The organism is Azonexus sp. IMCC34842, from assembly GCF_050368855.1.
GTDB lineage: Bacteria > Pseudomonadota > Gammaproteobacteria > Burkholderiales > Rhodocyclaceae > Azonexus > Azonexus denitrificans_A.
On the sequence record NZ_CP178449.1, the window covers coordinates 2,990,465 to 3,014,377 of the forward strand.

At 58.2% G+C, this 23,913-nt stretch carries 22 protein-coding genes and 1 tRNA gene; 1 reads left to right on the forward strand and 22 read right to left on the reverse strand.

The features are described from left to right. Position 1 precedes the first annotated feature (1 nt). From nuoH to rlmE, 15 genes are all read right to left on the reverse strand, one after another. Complete coding sequence (gene nuoH / locus ACLIKD_RS14145; RefSeq protein ID WP_226416885.1) at positions 2 to 1,051, reverse strand: NADH-quinone oxidoreductase subunit NuoH; 1,050 nt, start codon at positions 1,049 to 1,051, stop codon at positions 2 to 4. After that, positions 1,052 to 3,382 (reverse strand): NADH-quinone oxidoreductase subunit NuoG, encoded by a 2,331-nt coding sequence (gene nuoG / locus ACLIKD_RS14150; protein ID WP_428825576.1) that lies wholly within the window; start codon positions 3,380 to 3,382, stop codon positions 1,052 to 1,054. It lies immediately after the preceding gene. Between the two features lie 51 nt (positions 3,383 to 3,433). Continuing rightward, positions 3,434 to 4,762 carry an NADH-quinone oxidoreductase subunit NuoF gene (gene nuoF / locus ACLIKD_RS14155; protein ID WP_428825577.1) on the reverse strand — a complete coding sequence of 443 codons (1,329 nt, stop codon included), beginning with the start codon at positions 4,760 to 4,762 and terminating at the stop codon, positions 3,434 to 3,436. Continuing rightward, positions 4,762 to 5,235 carry an NADH-quinone oxidoreductase subunit NuoE gene (gene nuoE, locus ACLIKD_RS14160; protein WP_226416888.1) on the reverse strand — a complete coding sequence of 158 codons (474 nt, stop codon included), beginning with the start codon at positions 5,233 to 5,235 and terminating at the stop codon, positions 4,762 to 4,764. Before nuoE ends, nuoF begins: the two co-directional genes overlap by 1 nt. Then, complete coding sequence (locus ACLIKD_RS14165) at positions 5,235 to 6,488, reverse strand: NADH-quinone oxidoreductase subunit D (protein WP_428825578.1); 1,254 nt, start codon at positions 6,486 to 6,488, stop codon at positions 5,235 to 5,237. The genes nuoE and ACLIKD_RS14165 overlap by 1 nt, the downstream gene beginning before the upstream one ends. Then, complete coding sequence (locus ACLIKD_RS14170) at positions 6,481 to 7,086, reverse strand: NADH-quinone oxidoreductase subunit C (RefSeq protein ID WP_226416890.1); 606 nt, start codon at positions 7,084 to 7,086, stop codon at positions 6,481 to 6,483. The genes ACLIKD_RS14165 and ACLIKD_RS14170 overlap by 8 nt, the downstream gene beginning before the upstream one ends. 19 nt (positions 7,087 to 7,105) lie before the next feature. Further along, a complete protein-coding gene (locus ACLIKD_RS14175; RefSeq protein WP_226416891.1) occupies positions 7,106 to 7,582 on the reverse strand; it encodes a NuoB/complex I 20 kDa subunit family protein in 477 nt (158 codons plus the stop codon). 3 nt (positions 7,583 to 7,585) lie between these two features. Beyond that, positions 7,586 to 7,960: an NADH-quinone oxidoreductase subunit A gene (gene ndhC, locus ACLIKD_RS14180; protein ID WP_226419940.1), complete on the reverse strand. Its 375-nt coding sequence runs from the start codon at positions 7,958 to 7,960 to the stop codon at positions 7,586 to 7,588. 62 nt (positions 7,961 to 8,022) lie between these two features. Then, positions 8,023 to 8,107, reverse strand: a tRNA-Leu gene (locus ACLIKD_RS14185). Positions 8,108 to 8,159: 52 nt separating this feature from the next. Then, positions 8,160 to 8,579, reverse strand: a complete 420-nt coding sequence (gene secG, locus ACLIKD_RS14190; RefSeq protein WP_428825579.1) for a preprotein translocase subunit SecG — start codon at positions 8,577 to 8,579, stop codon at positions 8,160 to 8,162. Then, positions 8,545 to 9,294, reverse strand: coding sequence for a triose-phosphate isomerase (gene tpiA, locus ACLIKD_RS14195; protein WP_428825580.1), 750 nt, complete (start codon positions 9,292 to 9,294; stop codon positions 8,545 to 8,547). Before tpiA ends, secG begins: the two co-directional genes overlap by 35 nt. An 85-nt stretch (positions 9,295 to 9,379) precedes the next feature. Next, positions 9,380 to 10,732: a phosphoglucosamine mutase gene (gene glmM / locus ACLIKD_RS14200; protein WP_428825581.1), complete on the reverse strand. Its 1,353-nt coding sequence runs from the start codon at positions 10,730 to 10,732 to the stop codon at positions 9,380 to 9,382. Further along, complete coding sequence (gene folP / locus ACLIKD_RS14205; protein ID WP_428825582.1) at positions 10,729 to 11,565, reverse strand: dihydropteroate synthase; 837 nt, start codon at positions 11,563 to 11,565, stop codon at positions 10,729 to 10,731. The genes glmM and folP overlap by 4 nt, the downstream gene beginning before the upstream one ends. A 54-nt stretch (positions 11,566 to 11,619) precedes the next feature. After that, a complete protein-coding gene (gene ftsH, locus ACLIKD_RS14210) occupies positions 11,620 to 13,500 on the reverse strand; it encodes an ATP-dependent zinc metalloprotease FtsH (RefSeq protein WP_319002307.1) in 1,881 nt (626 codons plus the stop codon). A gap of 55 nt (positions 13,501 to 13,555) precedes the next feature. Continuing rightward, entirely contained in the window at positions 13,556 to 14,173 is a 618-nt protein-coding gene (rlmE, locus tag ACLIKD_RS14215) for a 23S rRNA (uridine(2552)-2'-O)-methyltransferase RlmE (RefSeq protein WP_226416896.1), read from the reverse strand. A gap of 31 nt (positions 14,174 to 14,204) precedes the next feature. Here rlmE and yhbY point away from each other — a divergent pair, with 31 nt between their 5' ends. Continuing rightward, a complete protein-coding gene (gene yhbY, locus ACLIKD_RS14220) occupies positions 14,205 to 14,561 on the forward strand; it encodes a ribosome assembly RNA-binding protein YhbY (RefSeq protein ID WP_226416897.1) in 357 nt (118 codons plus the stop codon). Here the strand turns inward: yhbY and ACLIKD_RS14225 are convergent, their stop codons facing one another. The 7 genes from ACLIKD_RS14225 to ACLIKD_RS14255 all read right to left on the reverse strand — a co-directional run bounded on the left by ACLIKD_RS14225 (position 14,562) and on the right by ACLIKD_RS14255 (position 23,908). Further along, positions 14,562 to 14,948, reverse strand: a complete 387-nt coding sequence (locus ACLIKD_RS14225) for a DUF4149 domain-containing protein (protein ID WP_428825583.1) — start codon at positions 14,946 to 14,948, stop codon at positions 14,562 to 14,564. 81 nt (positions 14,949 to 15,029) lie between these two features. Further along, positions 15,030 to 15,506 (reverse strand): transcription elongation factor GreA, encoded by a 477-nt coding sequence (gene greA / locus ACLIKD_RS14230; RefSeq protein ID WP_226416899.1) that lies wholly within the window; start codon positions 15,504 to 15,506, stop codon positions 15,030 to 15,032. A 65-nt stretch (positions 15,507 to 15,571) separates the two neighbouring features. Next, complete coding sequence (carB, locus tag ACLIKD_RS14235) at positions 15,572 to 18,778, reverse strand: carbamoyl-phosphate synthase large subunit (RefSeq protein WP_428825584.1); 3,207 nt, start codon at positions 18,776 to 18,778, stop codon at positions 15,572 to 15,574. A 12-nt stretch (positions 18,779 to 18,790) separates the two neighbouring features. Beyond that, positions 18,791 to 19,939: a glutamine-hydrolyzing carbamoyl-phosphate synthase small subunit gene (carA, locus tag ACLIKD_RS14240; RefSeq protein ID WP_428828349.1), complete on the reverse strand. Its 1,149-nt coding sequence runs from the start codon at positions 19,937 to 19,939 to the stop codon at positions 18,791 to 18,793. 124 nt (positions 19,940 to 20,063) lie between these two features. Next, positions 20,064 to 22,610, reverse strand: coding sequence for a response regulator (locus ACLIKD_RS14245; protein ID WP_428825585.1), 2,547 nt, complete (start codon positions 22,608 to 22,610; stop codon positions 20,064 to 20,066). 5 nt (positions 22,611 to 22,615) lie between these two features. After that, positions 22,616 to 23,422, reverse strand: a complete 807-nt coding sequence (dapB, locus tag ACLIKD_RS14250; RefSeq protein ID WP_226416902.1) for a 4-hydroxy-tetrahydrodipicolinate reductase — start codon at positions 23,420 to 23,422, stop codon at positions 22,616 to 22,618. Between the two features lie 3 nt (positions 23,423 to 23,425). Continuing rightward, the gene (locus tag ACLIKD_RS14255) at positions 23,426 to 23,908 is read right to left on the reverse strand and encodes an outer membrane protein assembly factor BamE (protein WP_226416903.1); all 483 of its coding nucleotides are present in this window, start codon (positions 23,906 to 23,908) and stop codon (positions 23,426 to 23,428) included. Positions 23,909 to 23,913: the final 5 nt, after the last annotated feature.

Sequence of the window (23,913 nt, forward strand, 5' to 3'; positions counted from 1 at the left end):
CTCACTTCCAGATATTCAGCGGCGACATCATCCAGACGCCAACAACAACAAGCCATACCAGACAGATCGGTACAAAGACTTTCCAGCCCAGGCGCATCAGCTGATCGTAACGATAGCGCGGGAAAGTGGCACGGAACCAGAGGTACAGGAAGAGGATGGCCGACATCTTGGCAAACAGCCAGACGATGCCGTCCGGCAGGAAACCTACCGGAGAGAGCCAGCCACCGAGGAACATGATCGAGGTCAGCGCACTGACCAGAATCATGTTGGCATATTCGGCGAGGAAGAACAGTGCGAAAGCCATGCCGGAATACTCGACGTGGAAACCGGCAACGATTTCCGATTCGCCTTCGGCCACGTCAAACGGGGCGCGGTTCAGTTCAGCGGTGCCGGATATCAGGTAAACGATAAACATGGGGAGAAGCGGCAGCCAGTTCCAGGACAGGAACCCCAAACCCCAGCCGGCAAACTTACCTTGCTGCTGAGCAGCGACGATATCAACCAGATTGAGACTATTGGACACCATCAGCACAACGATGAGCGAAAAACCCATGGCGATTTCATAGGAAACCATCTGAGCAGCAGACCGCATCGCACCAAGGAAAGCGTATTTGGAGTTTGACGCCCAACCCGACAGGATGACGCCGTACACCCCCATCGAGGTAATCGCCATGATGTAAAGCAGGCTGGCATCGATATTCGCCAGCACCATCGTATCGGTAAAGGGCACGACAGCCCAGGCAGCGAGCGCCGGGGCAATCGCCAGCATCGGCGCGATGATGAAGATGCCCTTGTTGGCACTGCTCGGAACAATGATTTCCTTGAACAACAGCTTCAGGCCGTCAGCGATAGGCTGAATCAGCCCCCATGGGCCAACCCGGTTAGGACCGATACGCACCTGCATGAAACCGATCACCTTGCGTTCGGCCAGTGTCAGGTAGGCCACGGCCAGCATCAGCGGCGCAACAATCAGAACGATTTTGATCAAGGTCCAGACGGCCAGCCACGCGCCGCCGAAAATACCTTGTCCGAAATTCATTAGTGCGTCCATTTATGCACGCTCCACGGAAATCTGGCCAAACATCTCACCCAACTGCGCGGTACTCGCATGAGCGGCCGAAACACGAACGCAACCGGCCGGCACGGTATTGTCGGCCTTGGCCACCAGCAGGGCGCCGCCCTGCCCTTGCCTGACCTTGACCTGAGAGCCAGCGGTCAGACCAAGCTCGGCCAGCGTCTGCTCGTTGATACGGGCAGTCGGTGCTACCGCATCGGCAGTTTGCTGCAGAACCGGAGAACGCCGCACCATCGGGTCGGCAAAGTTGATCGGCACATCGGCTATTCGTTGCAGACCTTGAGCGGCAACCGGTAACTGAATAGCCACGCCATTCAGATCGTTACCCAAGCCGGCAACAAATTCGGCCCCTTTGCCCAACACGTCATCGCGAACGGCCTCGCTGGTTTCGTAAGAAAAACCGTCCAGATTCAAAACATTGCCGAGCACTCGGAGCAGTTTCCAGGCCGGGCGGGATTCTCCGCGAGCCTTGACGACGCCGTTGAATCCCTGGACGCGCCCCTCGATATTGACGAAGGTTCCTGCTGTTTCGGTATAGGGGGCAAGCGGCAGCATCACGTCGGCGTATTCGAGGGCCGGAGCGTGCTTGAATGCCGACATGTAGACCACCAGGCTTGCCTGCTTCAGCGCGCTGACCGCCAATTGCGGATTGGCACAGTCAAATTCGGGCTCGATGCCCATCAAAACATAGGCCTTACGCGGCTGCTCGAACATTTGTCGTGCGTTAGCCCCGGAAGGCAGAAATCCGGCAGCATAGGCACCAGTGGTATTGGCGCCTTCACCGAGGAAACCGACGGTAGCGCCAGTTAGTCGGCCAAGTTCGAGAGCGAGTGCATGGATCTGGGTAGCATCGGAAGATTGTGTCGCCACGTTACCGAGGAAGATGGCGTGGCGCTCGCCTTCCAGCAAGCTCTGAGCAACTTTCCTGGCAACGTCGTCGACCTCAATCGACTCCAAGCCGGAGGGCACAACTGAAGTTTTTAGTTGCGCTGCCGCCTTGACGATTGCTGCCAGCGTATTCGTCAGTTGGGCCGGTGCAACGGTAACCTGGGCATGCAGGTTCATCAGCTGATCGTCACCGGTCACCGAAAGAAGACTTAGCTTGGTGTATTTTTTGGCGGCCTGACGCAGACGCTGAGCAATCAGCGGATGATCCTTGCGTAAGAAAGAGCCAACGACCAACGCAGAATCGAGATCCTTGATTTCCGACAGACGCAGACCCAACCATGGCAGGCCGGTACGCTTGCCATCGGTGCCAAAGTCGTACTGCCGCGAACGGAAATCGATATTGCTGCTACCAAGGCCTTTCATGACCTTGCCAAGCAGGAACAATTCTTCGACGGTCGAGCTTTGTGCGGCAAGAGCGGCGAGAGCATCACCGCCATGCTCGCGGGCAACGTCTTTCAGTCCATGCGCAACGTAATCCAGGGCAACATTCCAGTCGACTTCGCGCCACTCTCCGCCCTGTTTGACCATGGGTTTGGTGAGCCGCTCATCTGAATTCAGCGCCTGATAGGAAAAACGTTCCTTATCGGAAATCCAGCATTCGTTGACCGCTTCATTTTCCCGCGGCAAAACGCGCATCACGTTGTCGTGCTTGACCTGAACGGTGAGATTGGCCCCCACTGAATCATGCGGGCTGACCGACTTGCGGCGCTGCAATTCCCAGGAGCGGGCGGTGTAGCGGAAAGGCTTGGAAGTCAATGCACCGACCGGACAGAGATCGATCATGTTCCCGGACAGTTCGGAGTCTACCGTACGCCCGAGGAAGGTGGTGATCTCGGAATGCATGTTCCGGTTCGCCATCCCCAGCTCCATGATGCCGCCGATTTCCTGGCCGAAGCGAACGCAACGGGTGCAGTGGATGCAACGGCTCATTTCTTCCATTGAAATGAGCGGACCGACATTCTTGTGGAACACCACATGCTTTTCTTCGGTATACCGGCTCTTCATCGGACCATAACCGACCGACATGTCCTGCAGCTGACACTCGCCGCCCTGGTCACAGATCGGGCAATCCAGCGGGTGATTGATCAGCAGGAATTCCATCACGCCCTTCTGGGCCTTGACGGCCAGCTCGGAGTGCGTGAACACCTTCATACCGTTAGTCACCGGCGTTGCGCAAGCTGGCAACGGCTTCGGCGCCTTTTCCACCTGGACCAGACACATCCGGCAGTTGGCGGCAATCGAGAGTTTCTTGTGGTAACAAAAATGCGGTATGTACACACCCACCTGCTGCGCGGCATCCATCACCGTGCTGCCGTCGGGCACTTGCGCCTTTTTGCCGTCGATTTCGATTTCTAGCATGTCGCTACCTTGTAGCCAGTTCTTGCGTATCTATCACTTGGAAGGTTTCGTTCAGGCCTGAACCTTGTGGAAACCACTGCCCGCCCACTGAACATCCTTGGGAACCAGACAGGTCTTGTGCTCAATGTGGTATTCAAATTCACTGCCGAAATGTTTCAGGAAGCTCTGAACCGGAAACGCTGCTGCGTCGCCAAGCGCACAGATGGTTCGTCCGGCGATATTGCCCAGAACACTGTTCAGCAGATCGATGTCTTCAGGCTTGCCCTGGCCGTTTTCAATGCGGTGCACAACCTTGTACATCCAGGCAGTGCCTTCACGACAAGGGGTGCATTGGCCGCAGGATTCCTCATGGTAGAAGAAGGACAGACGCTCCAGCGCCTTGACCATACAGACCGTTTCATCCATGACGATGACTGCGCCGGAACCCAGCATCGAACCGCCCTTGCTGATCGAGTCGTAGTCCATCGTACAGTCCATGATGACGTTTGCCGGCATAACCGGCGCCGAAGATCCACCAGGAATTACCGCTTTGAGCTTGCGTCCGCCCCGCATACCACCGCACATTTCGAGCAAGGTCGAAAACGGCGTGCCGAGCGGAATTTCATAATTACCCGGACGATTGACATGGCCGGACACCGAGAACAACTTGGTGCCACCATTGTTCGCCTTGCCCAGATTCAGGAACTCTTCGCCACCCATTTTCAGAATGAATGGAATGGCCGCAAAGGTCTCGGTATTGTTGATTGTCGTCGGTTTGCCGTATAGACCGAAGGATGCCGGGAACGGCGGCTTGAAGCGCGGCTGCCCTTTCTTGCCTTCGATTGATTCAAGCAGGGACGTTTCTTCGCCACAGATATAGGCACCGTATCCGTGATGGGCGAAGAGCTCAAAGTTGAACCCGGAACCGAGAATATTCTGGCCGATGAAGCCGGCGGCGCGCGCCTCATCCAGTGCCTCTTCGAAACGCTTGTAGATTTCCCAGATTTCACCATGCACGTAGTTATAACCACGGTTAGCGCCCATGGCATAGGCGGCGATCGCCATCCCTTCGATCACCGTATGCGGGTTGTAACGCATGATGTCGCGATCTTTGAAGGTCCCCGGTTCGCCCTCGTCGGTGTTGCAGACAACGTATTTGTCACCGGGAAAAGAGCGCGGCATGAAAGACCACTTCAAACCGGTTGGAAAGCCTGCACCCCCGCGGCCACGGAGAACCGATTTCTTGACTTCGCTGATCACTTCTTCCTGGGACATCTTGCTTTCCAGGATGCGCTTCAGCTGGGCGTAGCCGCCGCGGGCGACATAATCCTTCAGACCCCAGGTATTGTCGCCGTCAAGGCCTTCCATCAGGACGCCGTTGATCGAACCAAGCATGGCCATTATTTGCACTCCTCAAGGAGCTTGTCGATCTGTTCCGGGTGCATATGACTGCACATCGCCCGATTATTGACGATAAACACTGGCGCGTCGCCACAAGCTCCCATGCACTCCCCCTCTTTCAAGGTGAATTTGCCGTCAGCCGTCGTTTCGCCATAACCGATGCCCAACTTTTTCTGTACGTACTCACCGGCGTGATAACCACCCGAGAGCGCACAGGGAAGATTGGTGCAAACCGTAATCTTGAATTTGCCGACCGGCTTCAGGTCGTACATGTTGTAAAAGGAAGCCACCTCATAGGCTGCGATAGGCGCCATGTCGAGATAGTTGGCAACGGCTTCGATCGCCTCGGGAGGCAACCAGCCCTTTTCTTCCTGAGCATGGGCCAGACAGGCCATTACCGCCGATTGTTTCTGCTCGGCAGGATACTTGGCCACTTCGCGGGCGAATTTCTGTAGGGTTTCAGCGGAAAACATCAGCGGTCGATCTCGCCAAAAACAATATCTTGGGAACCGATAATCGTAACGACGTCGGCGATCATATGGCCTCTGGACATTTCGTCCATGCCGGCCAGGTGCACATAGCCAGGAGCGCGAATCTTCATGCGATAAGGCTTGTTTGCCCCGTCGGATATGAAATAGATACCGAATTCGCCCTTCGGGTGTTCGATGGCGGAATACGCCTCGCCCGGCGGTACGTGAATCCCCTCGGTAAAGAGCTTGAAATGATGAATCAGCTCTTCCATGTTGGTCTTCATGTTTTCGCGCGGCGGCGGTGCCACCTTGTTGTTTTCGGTGATCACCGGACCAGGATTCTTGCGCAGCCAGGCAATACACTGTTTGATGATCCGGTTCGACTGAAGCATCTCTTCCATGCGAACCAGATAACGATCGTAACTGTCGCCATTTACCCCAACCGGCACATCGAAATCGACCTTGTCGTAAGCTGCGTAGGGCTGCTTCTTACGCAGGTCCCAGGCAATGCCCGAACCGCGCAACATGGCACCGGTAAAGCCCATTTGCAGCGCCCGCTCCGGCGTAACGACGCCGACGTTAACCAAGCGCTGCTTCCAGATACGGTTATCGGTCAGCAGCGTGTGGTATTCAGCGTGATAGGTCGGAAAACGATTGGTAAAATCCTCGAGAAAATCCAGCAAGGACCCACCACGATTACCATTAATCTCCTTGGCCTTCTTGGCGCTGGTCCAGGTCGACTCCTGATACTGCGGCATACGATCCGGCAGATCGCGATATACACCACCCGGACGGTAGTAGGCCGCGTGCATACGGGCGCCGGAAACCGCCTCGTAAGCATCCATCAAGTCTTCGCGCTCGCGGAATGTGTAGAGCGCCATCGTCATCGCCCCGACGTCGAGCGCGTGACAGCCAATCCACAACAGGTGATTGAGCAGACGCGTAATCTCGTCGAACATCGTACGGATGTACTTGCCGCGCTCGGGAACTTCGATTCCCAGCAACTTTTCCGTGGCCAAGCAATAGGCATGTTCGTTACACATCATGGACACATAGTCCAGTCGATCCATGTATGGAACAGACTGAACCCATGTCCTTGTTTCGGCGAGCTTTTCCGTTGCCCGATGCAGCAGACCAATATGCGGATCGGCGCGCTGAACGACTTCGCCATCCAGTTCGAGCACCAGTCGCAGGACGCCGTGCGCTGCCGGATGCTGCGGACCGAAGTTGAGTGTGAAATTGCGGATATCAGCCATGTGCCGGATCCCCGTAGGTGTCTTCGCGCACGATGCGCGGGGTATTCTCGCGAGGCTCGATGGTTACCGGCTGGTAAATGACACGAGCCTGATCAGGGTCATACCGCATTTCGACGTGCCCGGAAATCGGGAAGTCCTTGCGGAATGGGTGGCCGATGAAACCGTAATCGGTCAGGATTCGACGAAGATCGTCATGGCCGACAAAGGCGATTCCATAAAGATCAAAAGCCTCACGCTCAAACCAGTTGACGCTCTTCCAGACACCGGTGATTGAATCGACCGAGGGGAAGTCATCATCTTCGGCAAAAACCCGAACCCGCAAGCGCCAGTTATGAGCAATCGACAACAGATGGGAGACAGCGGCAAAACGACGCCCTTGCCAGAGACCATCGCCATAAGTTGAATAATCAACGCCACACAGGTCGATCAACTCTTCAAACTGGAGATCAGCCTCATCGCGCAATGCGGTCATCACCGCGAGATAGTCAGCAGCACCGACCTCAATCGTAATTTCACCCAGAGCAAGCTTGAGCGACTTGAGCTTGTCGCCAAAATGCTTCTGCAGGTTTTGGCTAAGCGTTTCCAGCTTGGCAGACATATCTAATCAGCCTCGGCAATTAACGAGCAATGGTATTGGTGCGACGAATTTTGTTTTGCAGCTGGATGATGCCGTAAAGCAAGGCTTCAGCCGTCGGCGGACAACCCGGAACATAGATATCGACTGGCACGATACGGTCACAGCCACGCACCACCGAATAGGAGTAATGGTAATAACCGCCGCCGTTGGCACATGAGCCCATCGAAATCACCCAACGCGGCTCAGCCATCTGGTCATAAACCTTGCGCAAGGCGGGCGCCATTTTGTTGGTCAGCGTACCAGCGACGATCATCACATCAGACTGTCGGGGACTGCCGCGGAAAACAACCCCAAAACGATCAAGATCGTAACGAGCACAACCGGCATGGATCATCTCAACCGCGCAACAGGCGAGACCAAAAGTCATCGGCCACATTGAGCCGGTACGCATGTAATTGATCAGCTTGTCAGCAGTAGTGGTGACAAAACCTTCCTGGAGGACGCCTTCAATAGCCATGCTTCACTCCCATTCAAGCGCACCCTTGGCCCAGGCATAGACATACCCGACAACCAGGATGGCGACAAAGACCAGCATCTCGACAAAACCGAACATCTTGATTGATTCGGTCGCCACGATGTCTTTGAAAATTGTCGCCCACGGAAAGAGGAAGGCGATTTCAAGGTCAAACAGAATAAAAAGAATGGCAATCAGGTAATAGCGCACATCGAATTTCATGCGCGCATCTTCGAAAGCCTCAAAGCCGCACTCGTAAGGAGATAGCTTTTCTGCATCCGGCCGATTGGGGGCAAGCAGAAAGCCCATCGCAACAGGCAGAACGCCAACCGCGACCCCCACCAGGACGAACATCAGGATAGGAAAGTAGTTTTCCATGATCCGCCGCCAATATTCAGTTTCTTGTACGAAACAGCAGGCCTCAAGGCCACTGCCACAGTTATTGGTGCCGACGGCGAGACTCGAACTCGCACAGCTTGCGCCACTACCCCCTCAAGATAGCGTGTCTACCAATTTCACCACGTCGGCACTACCTTTTTGACTCACTTGGCGAGGGACATTGCCAAACGAGCCACTTACGTCACTTCGGAATATCTTTGGCCTTGGAACCCGCACCAGCAGGGCTCGTCGGCGCATCTCCACCAGCCACTACGGGCTGCGAAACCGGCGGCAATTGTACCGTTTCCTGCATCACACTGCCAGTCGTTTTTGGCTGATTTGAAGCAACGTAGGCCAGAGTAAGGCTTGTTGCAAAAAACACTGCCGCAAGAACGCCGGTTGTCCGACTCAGGAAATTGGCCGAACCGGTGGCGCCAAACAAGCTACCGGAGGCGCCGCTACCAAAAGCAGCCCCCATGTCAGCACCCTTGCCATGCTGCATCAAAACCAAACCGATAATCGCCAGCGCAACCAGGATATGCACCGTCAAAACAACAGAAAAAAGCCAATTCATATTTATTCGCCTATCAACTTGCCGCTTGGCAAATTGCCAGAAAATCATCTGCAACCAGCGCAGCCCCACCGATCAAACCACCATCGATATCAGCCTGCGCAAACAATTCCACCGCGTTCTGAGCCTTGACACTACCGCCATACAGAACCCGCAAAGCACCTGCCACTCCTGCATCGAGCGCTGCCACTTGGCGCCGGATCGCGGCATGCACCTCCTGCGCCTGTGCCGGCGACGCCGTCACGCCCGTACCAATGGCCCAGACCGGCTCGTAGGCCAGCAAAGAAGACACCATTGCCGCTACCCCGACACGATCCAGCACCATTGCCAACTGCCGGGAAACTACCGAAAACGTAGCTCCGTCATTGCGTTCGGCCAACGTTTCACCGATGCACAAAACCGGAATCAAGCCCGCCTTTTGCGCCGCCTCGAACTTGGCCGCCACAACCCGATCAGTTTCCCCAAACAGGCTACGTCGCTCGGAGTGACCAACCAGAACATATCGGCAACCGAATTCGACCAACATCGAGGCCGAGACTTCGCCGGTGAAGGCGCCAATTGCGTGCTCACTTACCGACTGCGCCCCCCAGGCTACCGCAGCCCCAGAAAGCACGGACTGCAACTGGCCAAGATAAGGAAATGGCGCAAAAACGGCAACATCGCACTTCAACCCGGAGACACCAGCCTTGATGCGCTCAAGTAGGGCGGCATTCTGCTGGAGATTGCCGTGCATCTTCCAGTTTCCTGCGACGAACTTTTTACGCATGGGCATACCGTTTCCGATGGCGAAAAACTTGCTGATTATAGCGACCGAGGCCTTCCTTGGTCAATAATCGCGCACGGCTCGCAATCTACTGAGCCGCTTCGCGCACCACCTGGGCCAATTGTTCAGCTGCTTCGACAACGAGCGCCGCCTCCTCACCCTCGACCATGACCCGCAGCAACGGCTCGGTACCCGAAGCACGCAGCAGCACCCGCCCCCGACCTGCCATGCGCGTCTCAACGGCAGCAAGGGCCTTGGTAATGGCCGGATCATCTTTCCACGGAAAGCCTTTGGCGATCGGCACATTGATCAGCTTCTGCGGGTACAACGACAGGCTGCCCAGCAACTCCTTGAGATCACCGCCACTCTCTTTCAAGGCGGCAAGAACCTGCAGCGCGGCAACCGTGCCGTCGCCCGTCGTATGTCGATCGAGAGCGAGAATGTGACCCGAGTTTTCGCCGCCGTAGAGCCACCCTTTTTCGTTCAGCATCTCGACAACGTAACGATCTCCGACCGCGGCACGGGCAAAATCGACGCCAATTTTTCCAAGGGCATGCTCAAGCGCCAGATTGGTCATCAGGGTACCGACGACTCCCTTAACCGCACCGGCACGCGCTCGACTACGGACAATGGCGTAAAGCAACTGGTCGCCATCGTAAAGATTACCCTCGGAATCGACCATCTGGATCCGGTCTGCATCGCCATCCAGCGCCACGCCAAGGTCCGCACGGTGCGCAAGAACGGCTTCACAAAGCGCTTTGGGTGCCGTAGCGCCAAAACCGTCATTGATGTTCAGACCGTTTGGCTGGACGCCAATGGTAACGACATCTGCGCCGAGCTCGTGAAACACGCTGGGAGCTGTGTGATAAGCCGCACCGTGCGCGCAATCGACAACGATTTTCAGGCCGCGCAGGTCAAGATCGTTGGGAAATGTACTTTTACAGAATTCGATGTAGCGACCGCGCGCATCTTCGATCCGCTTGACCCGCCCCAGGTCGGCCGCCGGAACGCAAACCATCGGCTGATCAATGGCTGCCTCGATGGCACGCTCGACATCGTCCGGCAACTTCGTGCCCTGCGCTGAAAAGAACTTTATGCCATTGTCGTAGTAAGGATTATGGGAAGCGGAAATAACGATACCTGACTGCAGGCGCAAGGCCCGGGTAAGATAGGCGACTGCCGGCGTCGGCAAGGGACCGACCAGGCAGACATCGACGCCAGCCGCCGAGAAACCTGCCTCCAGCGCCGATTCCAGCATATAACCGGAGAGCCGGGTATCCTTGCCGATCAGCACCTCAGGACGCTCTCCCGCAGGCATGTGACTCTGGCTCGTCAACACTTTGCCGGCGGCGTAGCCGAGCCGCATCACGAAATCCGGCGTGATCGGCGATTGACCGACACGACCGCGCACACCATCGGTTCCAAAATATTTTCTGCTCATCTTTTATCTCCCTGTTCGATTGCCGCCCAGACAGCCAAGGCATCCCTGGTTGCCGCGACATCATGCACACGTAGTATTTTCGCACCTCTCTGCGCCGCGATCAGCGCTGCCGCGACACTGGCCGCTGTGCGCTGCTCGACCGGCCGCCCGGTAATCGCCCCGAGCATCGTTTTCCGCGACACCCCAACCAGCAAGGGCAGATCATCAAAACCTGTCGCCGCCAGCTCTCGGAAAAGCGCCAAATTGTGCTCAAGCGCCTTGCCGAAGCCAAAACCGGGATCCAGCACGATTCGCTGATCCGCAACACCGGCCTGCCGACAGCGATCGACTGCCGCCAGGAGAAAGCCGCGCACTTCGGCAACGACGTCCTGATATTCCGGCGCGCTCTGCATCGTTCCCGGCTCACCCTGCATGTGCATGACGCAAACGGCGCAATCGCTCGCCGCCACGGCCGAGATGGCTTCCGGATGGATCATTCCGGAAATATCGTTGATCATCGTCGCGCCTGCCGCCAAGGCCGCGCGCATGACTGCCGGCTTGTAGGTATCGACGGAAACCGGTACGCCCCAGGTCGTCACCTCCCGGAGCACCGGGACCAGGCGCCGAAGCTCCTCATCCTCCGGCGTCGGGATAGCCCCTGGGCGCGATGACTCGGCACCAATATCGAGAATATCCGACCCGGCCTCGAACTGTTCTCGGGCATGCCGGATGGCCCGCTCAACGTCGCCGACCACGCCGTCGCCGGAAAAGGAATCGGGTGTCAGATTGACGATGCCCATCAGCAATGGACGATCAAGGGATAATAAAAACTGGCCGCAGCGAAGGTTTGTCATGGCTAAAAGAAAAAGCCGGGAGAAAACTCCCGGCTTGGATATTGATTACAAAAGTCAGGCCGTCGCGGCCGCGGTTGGCTCGGCGCCCGGCGTGTCGCTCGGTGCCGCAGCGCGCGGCTTGCTTTGCGACGGCTTGGGCGGACGCGGTGGCTTGCCGTCCATGATGTCGTCGATCTGCTCGGCGTCGATGGTTTCCCATTCGAGCAAAGCCTTGGTCATCGCTTCGACCTTGTCGCGATTCTCTTCGAGCAGCTTGCGGGCGAGCCCATATTGCTCGTCGATGATGCGGCGAATCTCGGCATCAACCTTCTGCATCGTCGCTTCGGAAACATTCTTGTGCTGCGTCACCGAACGGCCAAGGAAAACCTCACCATCGTTCTCGCCATAAACCATGACACCAAGGTCGGACATGCCATAACGCGTCACCATCTCCCGCGCCATTTGTGTGGCCCGTTCGAAGTCGTTCGAAGCACCGGTCGTCATCTGGTTCATGAACAGCTCTTCGGCGATCCGGCCACCAAACAACACGGCAATGCGGCTCATCAGGTACTGCCGGTCATAGGCATAACGATCCTGCTCCGGCAGTTGCATGGTCAAACCCAAAGCACGGCCGCGCGGAATGATCGTGACCTTGTGCACCGGGTCGGACTTGGGCATCAGCTTGGCGACGACGGCATGGCCTGACTCGTGATAGGCCGTGTTCATCTTCTCCTCTTCGGTCATCACCATGCTGCGGCGTTCGGCCCCCATCATGATTTTGTCCTTGGCCTTCTCGAAGTCGTCCATATCGACCAGACGCTTGTTGCCACGGGCCGCAAACAAAGCCGCCTCGTTGACCAGATTGGCCAGATCGGCACCGGAAAACCCGGGGGTTCCGCGCGCAATGATGTCCGCCTTGACGTCACCGGAGATCGGCACCTTGCGCATATGCACCTTGAGGATTTCCTCGCGGCCACGGATATCCGGCAGCGGCACGACTACCTGGCGGTCGAAACGACCCGGACGCAGTAGTGCCGGATCGAGGATATCCGGACGATTGGTCGCGGCAATGACGATGATGCCGGTATGACCTTCGAAGCCATCCATTTCGACCAGCAATTGGTTCAGCGTCTGTTCGCGCTCGTCATTGCCGCCGCCCAGACCGGCGCCACGATGGCGACCGACGGCATCGATTTCGTCGATGAAGATGATACACGGAGCGTGCTTCTTGGCGTTCTCGAACATGTCGCGAACACGGGCAGCGCCGACGCCAACAAACATTTCAACGAAGTCGGAACCGGAAATGCTGAAGAACGGCACCTTGGCTTCGCCGGCAATGGCCTTGGCGAGCAAGGTCTTGCCGGTTCCCGGGTTGCCAACCATCAGCACGCCCTTCGGGATGCGGCCGCCGAGCTTCTGAAACTTGGAGGGATCGCGCAGGAAATCGACGATTTCCTGAACTTCTTCCTTGGCTTCGTCGCAACCGGCAACATCGGCGAAGGTCACAACATTTTGCGCCTCATCGGTCATCCGGGCGCGCGATTTGCCGAAGGAGAACGCCCCGCCCTTGCCGCCACCCTGCATCTGGCGCATGAAGAAAACCCAGACCCCTATCAACAACAACATCGGGAACCAGCTGACAAAGATGCTCATCAGGAAGGATTGCTCCTCTTCCGGCTTCGCCTCGACCTTCACGCCATACTTCAACAAGTCGGAGACCAGCCAGAGATCGGGCGGAGCATAGGAGGTGATGCGCTTGCCATCGGTGGTCGTCGCTTTCAGCGTGCGGCCTTCCATCACTACTTTGGTGATACGCCCTTGCGTTACCTCTTCGAGGAATTGGGAGTACTCGACCGAGCCTTGCGCGACCTGACGGGTATTGAATTGATTGAAAACCGTCATCAGCACAAGACCAATGACCAGCCAGATTGCGAGGTTTTTGAACATGTTGTTCAAGCTTGCTCTCCTTCTACGGCGTCGAGCGATAAAAACGCCATTTTATACACAACTATCAACGTAACACGCGACCGAGCAAATAAAGCTCGGCGCTGCGATCCCGGGAGGCATCCGGCTTGCGCACGACGACTGTCTTGAACACCTCGCGCATCGAGCGGAGAAAAGTCTCGTAATCCGCTCCCTGAAATACTTTGACCAGAAAAGCACCTTCCGGTTTCAGGTGCGCCTTGGAAAATTCCAGCCCCAGTTCCGCCAGATACATGATGCGTGCCTGATCAACGAGTGGCACCCCTGACATATTGGGGGCCATGTCGGACATTACAAGACCGACATGCCGCCCGTTGAGTTTTTCTTCCAGCTTTTTCAGAACATCGTCTTCGCGAAAATCGCCCTGAATGAAATCGACGTTATGGATCGGATCCATCTCAAGCAGATCGAGCGCAATCACCATTCCACCGTCGCCGACCCGCTTGGCCGCGATCTGCGACCAGCCACCGGGCGTTGCACCAAGGTCGACGACAACCTCGCCACGGCGGAGCAGTTTGTCCTTGTCGTCGATTTCCATCAGTTTGAAAGCGGCGCGCGAACGCCAGCCATCTTTCTTGGCGAGCTGCACATACGGATCATTTACATGTTCCCGCATCCAAGCTTTACTGGTTCTGGTTCTCTTCATTCGGTAAAATGCCGTTTTTGAAAGGTTTACTATGCTGCAATTATCGTCCGACGAGCGCCGCGAACTACGCGCCCGCGCCCACAATTTGAATCCTGTTGTCTCAATTGCCGAGAACGGCCTCACCGAAGGCGTTCTGAAGGAAATCGAAGTCAACCTTACCGCTCACGGCCTGATCAAGATCCGCGTTTATGGCGACAGCCGTGAAAATCGCGCGACCTATCTTGAAAAAATCTGTGCTGAAACCGGTGCGGCCCCCGTGCAACAGATCGGCAAGCTTCTGGTCGTTTACCGTCCGACCGCAACCGCGGCTGCTCCGGCAAAAGCCCCACAACCTCGTCGCCGGCCGGCTAGCGAACCGCGCAAATCGAAGCGCAGCTACCAGGGCTGATTACTTCAGCCCTCTATTGGCCCAAATGACCAGCCACAAGCCCAGCAGACTCTGTACCATATAGAGAATGCTGGAAACGCCATGCCACGTTGCAAAACGATCGCGCAGGACGCTTTCCATCACCTCCCGAGGCAGCGCATCGGCCTTCAATTGCGCCATCAACGGTTGAATGCCGAACAGGCTGGCGGCAGCAAGCAGAGCCATAAGTAACACCAACCAAAACACCGAGCGCCTGAAGAACCCGCTGCCCCAACGGAGCAGCAGAAAAACCAGCAAATAGGCAGCACTGCCAAGCCCGACCCAGGCGATCAGCGCAAACAACTTGCCGGCAACCATCCCGGCCAGTTGACGATCACCGAGGCTGGTGAAGAGGACCGGCGCAGCCATGTAACCGATCGCCCACAGGCCGCCAACCCAAAGGGTTATGGCAGTCAGGTAGAGAGCGTCGGATAGTTGGCGCATTGACCTTTATTCGTAGCGAATATCGATGATTTCAAATTCGCGGATGCCGCCTGGCGCCTGCACCTGGGCGATATCGCCGACGTACTTGCCAATCAACGCCCGGGCCATCGGCGAGGCGATCGACAGCTTGCCGTTCTTGATATTGGCCTCGTCTTCACCGACGATCTGATAGGTCACGGCATCACCGGTATCCTGGTCTTCGATGTCGACAGTGGCCGCGAAGACACAACGACCGTCGGCATCAAGGAGCTTGGGATCAATGATCTGGGCATTCGACAACTTGCCCTCGACCTCCTGAATCCGTCCTTCGACGAAGCCCTGACGCTCCTTGGCCGCGTCATACTCGGCATTTTCCGAAAGGTCGCCATGCGAGCGCGCCTCGGCAATCGCGGCAATGACGCTCGGACGTTCTACCGTTTTCAGGCGATGCAGTTCTTCCCGAAGTTTCTCGGCACCGGCTACGGTCAGCGGAACTTTACTCATCTTTTCTTCCAGCAAAAGCAAACCGCCGGCGCCCATGCAGGGCAGCCCGGCGGCTCAGGTTGTTTTTAGTGAAGTTGCTCGTGCAGCGACTGAATCGAATATACCAGCAACTCGCCCCGATTACGGATACCTTCAGCAGCGGCTTCGGCCCCCCAGATCGTCGTGTACATCGTCACCCTGGCCTGCAGGCCGGAGGTGCGAATGGAGCGCGAATCGTTGATGGCCAGACGCTTTTCTTCCACCGTGTTGATGATCAGGGAAATTTCGTTGTTCTTGATCATGTCGACGATATGCGGACGACCTTCGGTCACCTTGTTTACCGGCTGCACTGGCAGGCCGGCAGCGGCAATGGCGTGAGCCGTACCGCGCGTCGCCACCAGATGGAACCCGGCTTCGTGCAGATGCCGCGCAACCTCGACCGCCTTGACCTTGTCGCTGTCCTTGACCGACAGGAAAGCCCGGCCGGATGACGGCAGCTTGACGCTGGCCGCCAGTTGCGACTTGACGAAAGCTTCGGCGAAAGTGGTGCCGACGCCCATGACTTCCCCGGTCGACTTCATTTCCGGCCCGAGAATGGTATCGACACCCGGGAACTTGACGAAGGGGAAGACCGCTTCCTTGACCGAGAAATACGGCGGAATGACTTCCTTGGTGATGCCCTGGTCCTTCAGACTGCGCCCGGCCATGCAGCGCGCGGCAATCTTGGCCAGCTGCAGGCCGGTCGCCTTGGAGACGAAAGGCACCGTCCGCGAGGCCCGCGGATTGACTTCCAGCACGTAGACCGTTTCATCCTTGATGGCGAACTGGACATTCATCAGGCCACAGACATTCAGCGCCTTGGCCATCAACTTGGTCTGCCGGCGCAATTCAGCCTGGACGTCGGCGCCCAGCGAATACGGCGGCAGCGAGCAAGCCGAGTCGCCGGAATGCACACCGGCCTGTTCGATGTGCTCCATGACGCCGCCGATGATGACTTCGTCACCGTCAGACAAGGCATCGACGTCACATTCGACAGCATCATTCAGGAAGCGGTCGAGCAGCACCGGCGAATCGTGAGAAACCTTGACCGCTTCACGCATGTAGCGCTCAAGATCCTTCTGCTCATGAACGATTTCCATGGCCCGGCCGCCCAGCACGTAAGAGGGGCGGACGACCAGCGGGTAACCGATCTCGACCGCCAGACGCAGCGCATCTTCTTCGGTACGCGCGGTGCGGTTGGGCGGCTGCTTCAGACCGAGTTCGTGCAGCAGCTTCTGGAAACGTTCGCGATCTTCGGCAACGTCAATCGATTCCGGCGAGGTACCGATGATCGGCACGCCATTGGCTTCGAGCGCCAGCGCGAGCTTGAGCGGCGTCTGACCGCCGTACTGGACGATGACGCCAACCGGCTTTTCAATGGCGACGATTTCCAGCACGTCTTCCAGCGTCAGCGGCTCGAAATACAGGCGGTCGGAAGTATCGTAATCGGTCGAAACGGTTTCCGGATTGCAGTTGACCATGATGGTCTCGTAACCGTCTTCGCGCATCGCCATCGCGGCATGCACGCAGCAATAGTCGAACTCGATGCCCTGGCCGATGCGGTTCGGACCGCCGCCCAGCACCATGATCTTCTTCTTGTCGGTCGGATAGGCTTCGCACTCGTCCTCGTAGGTCGAATACATGTAGGCAGTACCGGTGGCGAATTCGGCGGCGCAGGTATCGACCCGCTTGTACACCGGACGGACACCCAGCGCATGACGGCGCTCACGCACGGCCGTTTCGCTGGTCTTGGTCAAATGCGCCAGACGGCGGTCGGCAAAGCCTTTGCGCTTCAGGTAGCGCAGTTCTTCGGCGGTCAGGGACGAAAATTCGCGTTTTTCGATTTCCAGTTCGAGATCAACGAGTTCCTTGATCTGCACCAGGAACCATGGGTCGATCTTGGTTAGGTCGAAGACCTTCTCGACCGACATCCCGACACCGAAAGCATCGGCGACATACCACAGGCGATCCGGCGTCGGCCGGGCCAACTGCTCGTCGATGGTTTCCGGATCGACCGATTTCAGATTGAAACCGTCCACCCCGACTTCCAGGCCACGCAAGGCTTTTTGCAGTGATTCCTGGAAAGTGCGGCCGATGGCCATCACTTCGCCGACCGACTTCATCTGCGTGGTCAGCGTCGAATCTGCCTGCGGGAATTTTTCGAAGGCGAAACGCGGCACCTTGGTGACGACGTAATCGATCGACGGCTCGAACGAGGCCGGCGTCTTGCCGCCGGTAATCTCGTTGGCCAGTTCGTCGAGCGTGTAGCCGATGGCCAGCTTGGCGGCGATCTTGGCAATCGGGAAGCCGGTCGCCTTGGAGGCCAGCGCCGACGAGCGCGAGACGCGCGGGTTCATCTCGATGACGATCATCCGGCCATCAACCGGATTGATCGAAAACTGCACGTTGGAGCCACCGGTATCGACGCCGATCTCGCGCAGCACGGCGATCGAGGCATTGCGCAGGATCTGGTATTCCTTGTCGGTCAGCGTCTGGGCCGGCGCGACGGTGATGGAGTCGCCGGTGTGCACGCCCATCGGATCGAGGTTTTCGATGGAACAGATGATGATGCAGTTGTCCGCCTTGTCGCGGACCACTTCCATCTCGTATTCCTTCCAGCCGAGCAGCGACTCTTCGATCAGCAGCTCGTGCGTCGGTGAGGCTTCGAGGCCGCGCTTGCAGATGGTCTCGAACTCTTCGGTGTTATAGGCGATGCCGCCCCCGGTGCCACCCAGCGTGAAGGACGGGCGAATGATGGTCGGGAAGCCGATGGCCGCCTGCACCTGATAGGCCTCTTCCATGCTGTGCGCCGTCGCCGAACGCGCGGAACCAAGACCAATCTTGGTCATCGCATCCTTGAACTTCTGGCGATCCTCGGCCTTGTCGATGGCGTCCTTGGAAGCGCCAATCAGTTCGACGCCGAATTTCTCGAGTACGCCTTCGCGGTCAAGATCGAGCGCGCAGTTCAGCGCCGTCTGCCCACCCATGGTCGGCAGCAACGCGTCCGGACGTTCCTTTTCGATGATCTTGGCGACGACCTGCCAGGTGATCGGCTCGATGTAGGTGACATCGGCCATTTCCGGGTCGGTCATGATGGTCGCCGGGTTGGAGTTAACCAGGATAACCTTGTAACCCTCTTCGCGCAGGGCCTTGCAGGCCTGGGCGCCGGAGTAGTCGAATTCGCAGGCCTGACCGATGATGATCGGGCCGGCGCCAATAATCAGAACACTCTTTATATCTGTACGTTTCGGCATATTGTTTCTCGCTTATTTCGCCGGTTGCAGCGCAGCCACGCCACGCGTCATGAGATCAAGGAAGCGGTCGAACAGGTAGGCCACATCGTGCGGACCGGGACTGCCTTCCGGGTGCCCTTGGAAGGAGAAGGCCGGGACGTCGGTACGGGCAATGCCCTGCAGCGAGCCATCGAACAACGAGACATGAGTGACCCGCAGATTGTTCGGCAGCGTATCCTTATCGACGGCAAAACCGTGGTTCTGGCTGGTAATCAACACCTGCCCGCTATCCAGATCCTTGACCGGATGATTGGCCCCGTGGTGACCGAATTTCATTTTCAGCGTCTTGGCGCCGGAGGCCAGTGCCAGCAGCTGGTGACCGAGGCAGATACCGAAGGTCGGCACGCCCCGCTCAAGGAATTCGCGAATCGCCGCGATGGCGTAGTCGCAGGGCTCCGGGTCGCCGGGGCCGTTGGACAGGAAGACGCCATCCGGCTTCAGCGCCAGCACGTCGGCCGCCGGCGTTTGCGCCGGGACGACGGTCAGCTTGCAGCCGCGCTGGGCGAGCATGCGCAGGATGTTGGTCTTGACGCCAAAATCGTAGGCAACAACGTGGAAGCGGGCTTCCGGTCCGGCCTGGTAGCCGCTCAGCGTCCACTCGCCTTCGCGCCACGGGTAGCCGTCCTTGGCCGAAACCACCTTGGCCAGATCCATGCCGGCCAGCCCGGGGAAAGCCCTGGCCGCGGCCAGCGCCTTGGCCTCATCGACTTCGCCGGCCAGCACACAACCCGCCTGGGCGCCTTTTTCCCGCAGGATACGGGTCAATTTGCGCGTATCGATGCCGGCAATGGCCACGATGCCATGCTTCTTGAGATAGGACGACAGATCGTCCTGCATGCGCCAGTTGGAGGCCCGCGGCGGCAGGTCGCGAATCACCAGTCCGGCAGCGTGATTGGCAGTGGATTCAAAGTCTTCCGCATTGCAACCGGTGTTGCCGATATGCGGGTAAGTCAGCGTGACGATCTGGCGGCAATAGGAAGGATCGGTGAGGATTTCCTGATAACCGGACATGGCAGTATTGAAAACCACCTCGCCGCTGGTAACACCATCTGCGCCGATTGATTCGCCCTTGAATAGCGTTCCGTCGGCGAGGGCGAGAATGGCGGGTGTAAATGAGGGCAGCAACGACACGACCGGCTCTCCTAAGATTTCTAATTATTCATGTGCCAAGCGGGGAGGCTTGCGCCCCCCCGCTTGTGCTTTTTAACCTTTCTATTTTAGCCGAAAATAGCCTTTTCAGGCAAATTCAAGGGATTAGACGAGTCTCGACGAAGTGTTCGAGCGCCGGTCGAATCTGATTCATCTCAGCGACAAGCTCGCCATAGATTCGCCGACAACGCGCCCAGTCAACACTCTCCAGGGACATTGCGGCCTGTTCAATTTCCATCGCCTGGCGCCTGGCGTACTCGGCATGAAACATCGCCAGCAGGCTCTTCAGAGTATGCGCGTGCATCCGCAGCTCTTGCGGATCGCCAGCCTGCAGCGCCGTGTCCACCTGCCCCAGGTGTTCGTCCCATTCAGCGAGCAACATACCGGCCATCGTCGAAAACAGATCGAGATCGCCGATATCGTGAAGCGCAGCCTTCAGGTCAAGATGCACCGCCGCTCTCGCCGGCGCAGCGACGTATTCCGGATGTTCGCCAGCCACCGACTGACCGCTCGCCCGGGCCAGCGCCGCAACGAGTTCGCCCGCGCGCAACGGCTTGGCGACGAAATCATTCATCCCGGCTTCCAGACAGCGGTCCCGGTCACTGGCCATGACATTGGCCGTCATCGCGACGATGTAGGCCGGGCGATACTCGTGGGAAGAGACCCAACTGCGTCGCATCTCCCGCGAGCGGATTGCTTCGGTTGCTTCAATGCCGCCCATCACCGGCATCTGCATATCCATCAGAATGACATCAAAATGCTTGCTGTCGAACAGCTCCAGCGCTTCCGCCCCGTTGTTGGCGAGCACGACATTGTGCGACTGGCGCTCCAGCAAACGCAGGGCAAGCTCCTGATTGACCGGATTATCCTCGACCAGCAGGATCTCGAGAATCGGCGCCGAGCCCGCTGAAATCAGGCCCAGATCGAGGGAAACCTCATCCAGGGTGAGCTGGCCGCGGCCCTCGGCCAAGGCCATGGCATCAGCCAGATCGCCCGCCCCGATCGGTTTGACCAGATGCGCCGAGACTTCGAGCTGGCGCAGACGTGCCAGATCAAGACGCTGATTTTCCGTCGTCAGCATGACCAGCAAGCGCTCGCTCCGTCCGGCATTCCGCCAGTGCTCGACCAGCGCGAAACCGGCCGGCGCATCCATATTGGCGTCGGCAAAAATATAGTCGTACGGAAAGTCGACGACACGGGTTCGCTCGATCGCCGTGATCGCCGCAGCACCGTCGGCCACCAGCGACACCTGCACGCCCAGGCGCTCAAGCTGTTCGACAAGACAGCGTCCGGCCGCCGCGTTGTCATCGACGACCACGGCGCGCCGGCCCTGATAGGCGGACGGCAACACCGCCGGCGGTCGCGTCTCGGCATCGGCACTGAAACGGACCGTGAAGGAAAAGGTCGAGCCGACGCCGGGCGTGCTTTCGAGCCAGATACGACCATCCATCAGTTGAACCAGGCGGGCGCAGATTGCCAAACCAAGACCGGTGCCGCCGAAACGGCGCGTGGTAGACACATCGGCCTGGGAAAACGCCTCGAAAATAGCCTGCTGCTTGTCCAGCGGCACACCGATCCCGGTATCGCGGATCGCGAAGCGCAGAAAAAGGGAACCCTCGGTCGCCTGATCGATGCTCACCACCAGCGCCACCTCGCCGTGCTCGGTAAACTTGATGGCATTGCCGACCAGATTGATGATCACCTGACGCAGGCGCGTCGGATCGCCGACTACCCGGCCCGGCACATCCGGCCGCACGTCGGCGATCAGTTCCACCCCCTTCTTGTGGGCGCTGACGGCAAGAACCCGCAAGGCTTCGAGGACCGTATCGTGAATCGAAAAGGCGAGCGACTCGAACCGCACCTTGCCGGCCTCGATCTTGGAAAAGTCGAGAATGTCATTGACGATGGTCAGCAGCGCTTCGGCTGAGGACTTGACGGTCTTCAGATAATGCCGCTGTTCGGCGTCAAGCTGCGTATCCAGGGCCAGCTCGGTCATGCCGATGATGCCGTTCATCGGCGTGCGTATTTCATGGCTCATATTGGCCAGAAAAGCACCGCGCGCCGTATTGGCGGCTTCGGCCGACTCCTTGGCAGCAATGAGCGCCGCTTCGGCCGCTTTGACATCGCTGATGTCGCGCTGCAAGACCAGCATCCGCGCCGGCTCACCATCGGCATCACGCGCCGCGACCGCCCCGCGCAACATGAACCAGCGCCACTGACCGTCGCGCGCCTTCAAGCGGCACTCGGCCTGAAAATAGCGCTCCTGGCTCTGCGCCTGGGCGGTCATTCTGGCCTGCAACGGACGCAAGTCATCGGGATGGATCAGGCGCTGCCATTGAGCAATCGAGTTGTCGAGCTCATCGGCACCATAACCGAGCATGCCTTTCCACTGGCGCCCCGACTCTATATTGCCGCTGCGCAGATTCCAGTCGGTCAATGCATCGCCGGAAAGCATGCCTTGCCAGTTGCTCAGCCCGGCGTAAGCGCCATATGCCGAGTCGACCTGCTCAAGCAATTTGCTCAGTCCTTGGGCCAACCCATGCTGCTGGGCGGCACGCGCCCCCTCGATCAACTGCCTTAGCTGCGGCTCGCCCTCACCACCGAAGATTTCCTGAAGCTGACGAGCCAACAGCCGTGATTTCATGGCCTCTAGCGCAAGCCGAGAACATCCTGCATGTCGAACAGACCGCTCTGACGACCGGCGATGAAACGTGCTGCCCGCAGGCTGCCCTGGGCATAAGGCAGGCGGCTGCTGGCCTTGTGGGTTACTTCGACACGCTCGCCGAGACCGCAGAACATCACCGTATGGTCACCGACGATATCGCCGCCACGCACCGTGGCGAAGCCGATGGTCGAGGGATCGCGCTCGCCGGTCACCCCTTCGCGACCATAGACGGCACAATCCTTCAGATCGCGCTCCAACGCACTGGCCAGCACTTCCCCCATGCGCAAGGCGGTCCCCGACGGCGCGTCGATCTTCATCCGATGGTGCGCTTCGACGATTTCGATGTCGTACCCCTGGTTGAGGATGCGGGCCGCCGTATCGAGCAACTTGAATACCAGATTGACGCCAACCGCCATATTCGGGGCGAAAACGACGGGAATTTCCCGGGCTGCCGCAGCGATCGCTTCCTTGCCTTCGGGCTCGAAACCGGTCGTCCCGATAATGATGCCGACCCCCGCCTGACGGCAAAGTTCGAGATGCACCAGCGTGCCTTGCGGCCGCGTGAAGTCGATCAGACAGTCGACTTCCTTCAGGCCGGCCGCCACATCGTCGGTCACCAGGACATTGCAGTCCATCCCGACCAGTTCGCCGGCACTCCGGCCGACCATCGGGCTGCCCGGCTGATCGAACACCGCACCGAGTACGACCTGCTCGTCCTTCAGGGTTGCTTCGATCAACATGCGGCCCATGCGGCCACCGGCTCCGACAATGCCAATACGCGTTGCACTCATTGCTTAAAACCCCAGACTATCCATCAAACGGCGGAAATAACTCGGCTCTTCACGCGGCGGCAACGGCTTGTCGGCGGCTTCTCCGGTCATTGACCCAAGATCGACCAGCCGGCTCGTCACTGCGGGGGTCGTCAAATCGGCGACATCGGCCACCGCGACATCGCCACCGACCCGTTCCAGACGCCCATCGGCATCGAAGAAAACGGCAAACTTGCGGGATTCGACGTTGCCGGTCCGACCGTCCCGATAGCGATAAACATAGTCCCAGCGCTGCTGGTGAAAAATATCGGTAATCAGCGGCGTGCCGAGCACAAATCGCACCTGGTCGCGCGTCTGACCGGGCTTGAGCTGGGCGACCATTTCCTGATTCAGAACGTTGCCCTGCTGGACATCGATCTTGTACTCGTTAATGAAGCTCGGCTTGTAGGAACAAGCAGCCAGCAAGGCGCAAAACGCGGCACAAAACAATAGGCGGGTACGGGGCATGCGGG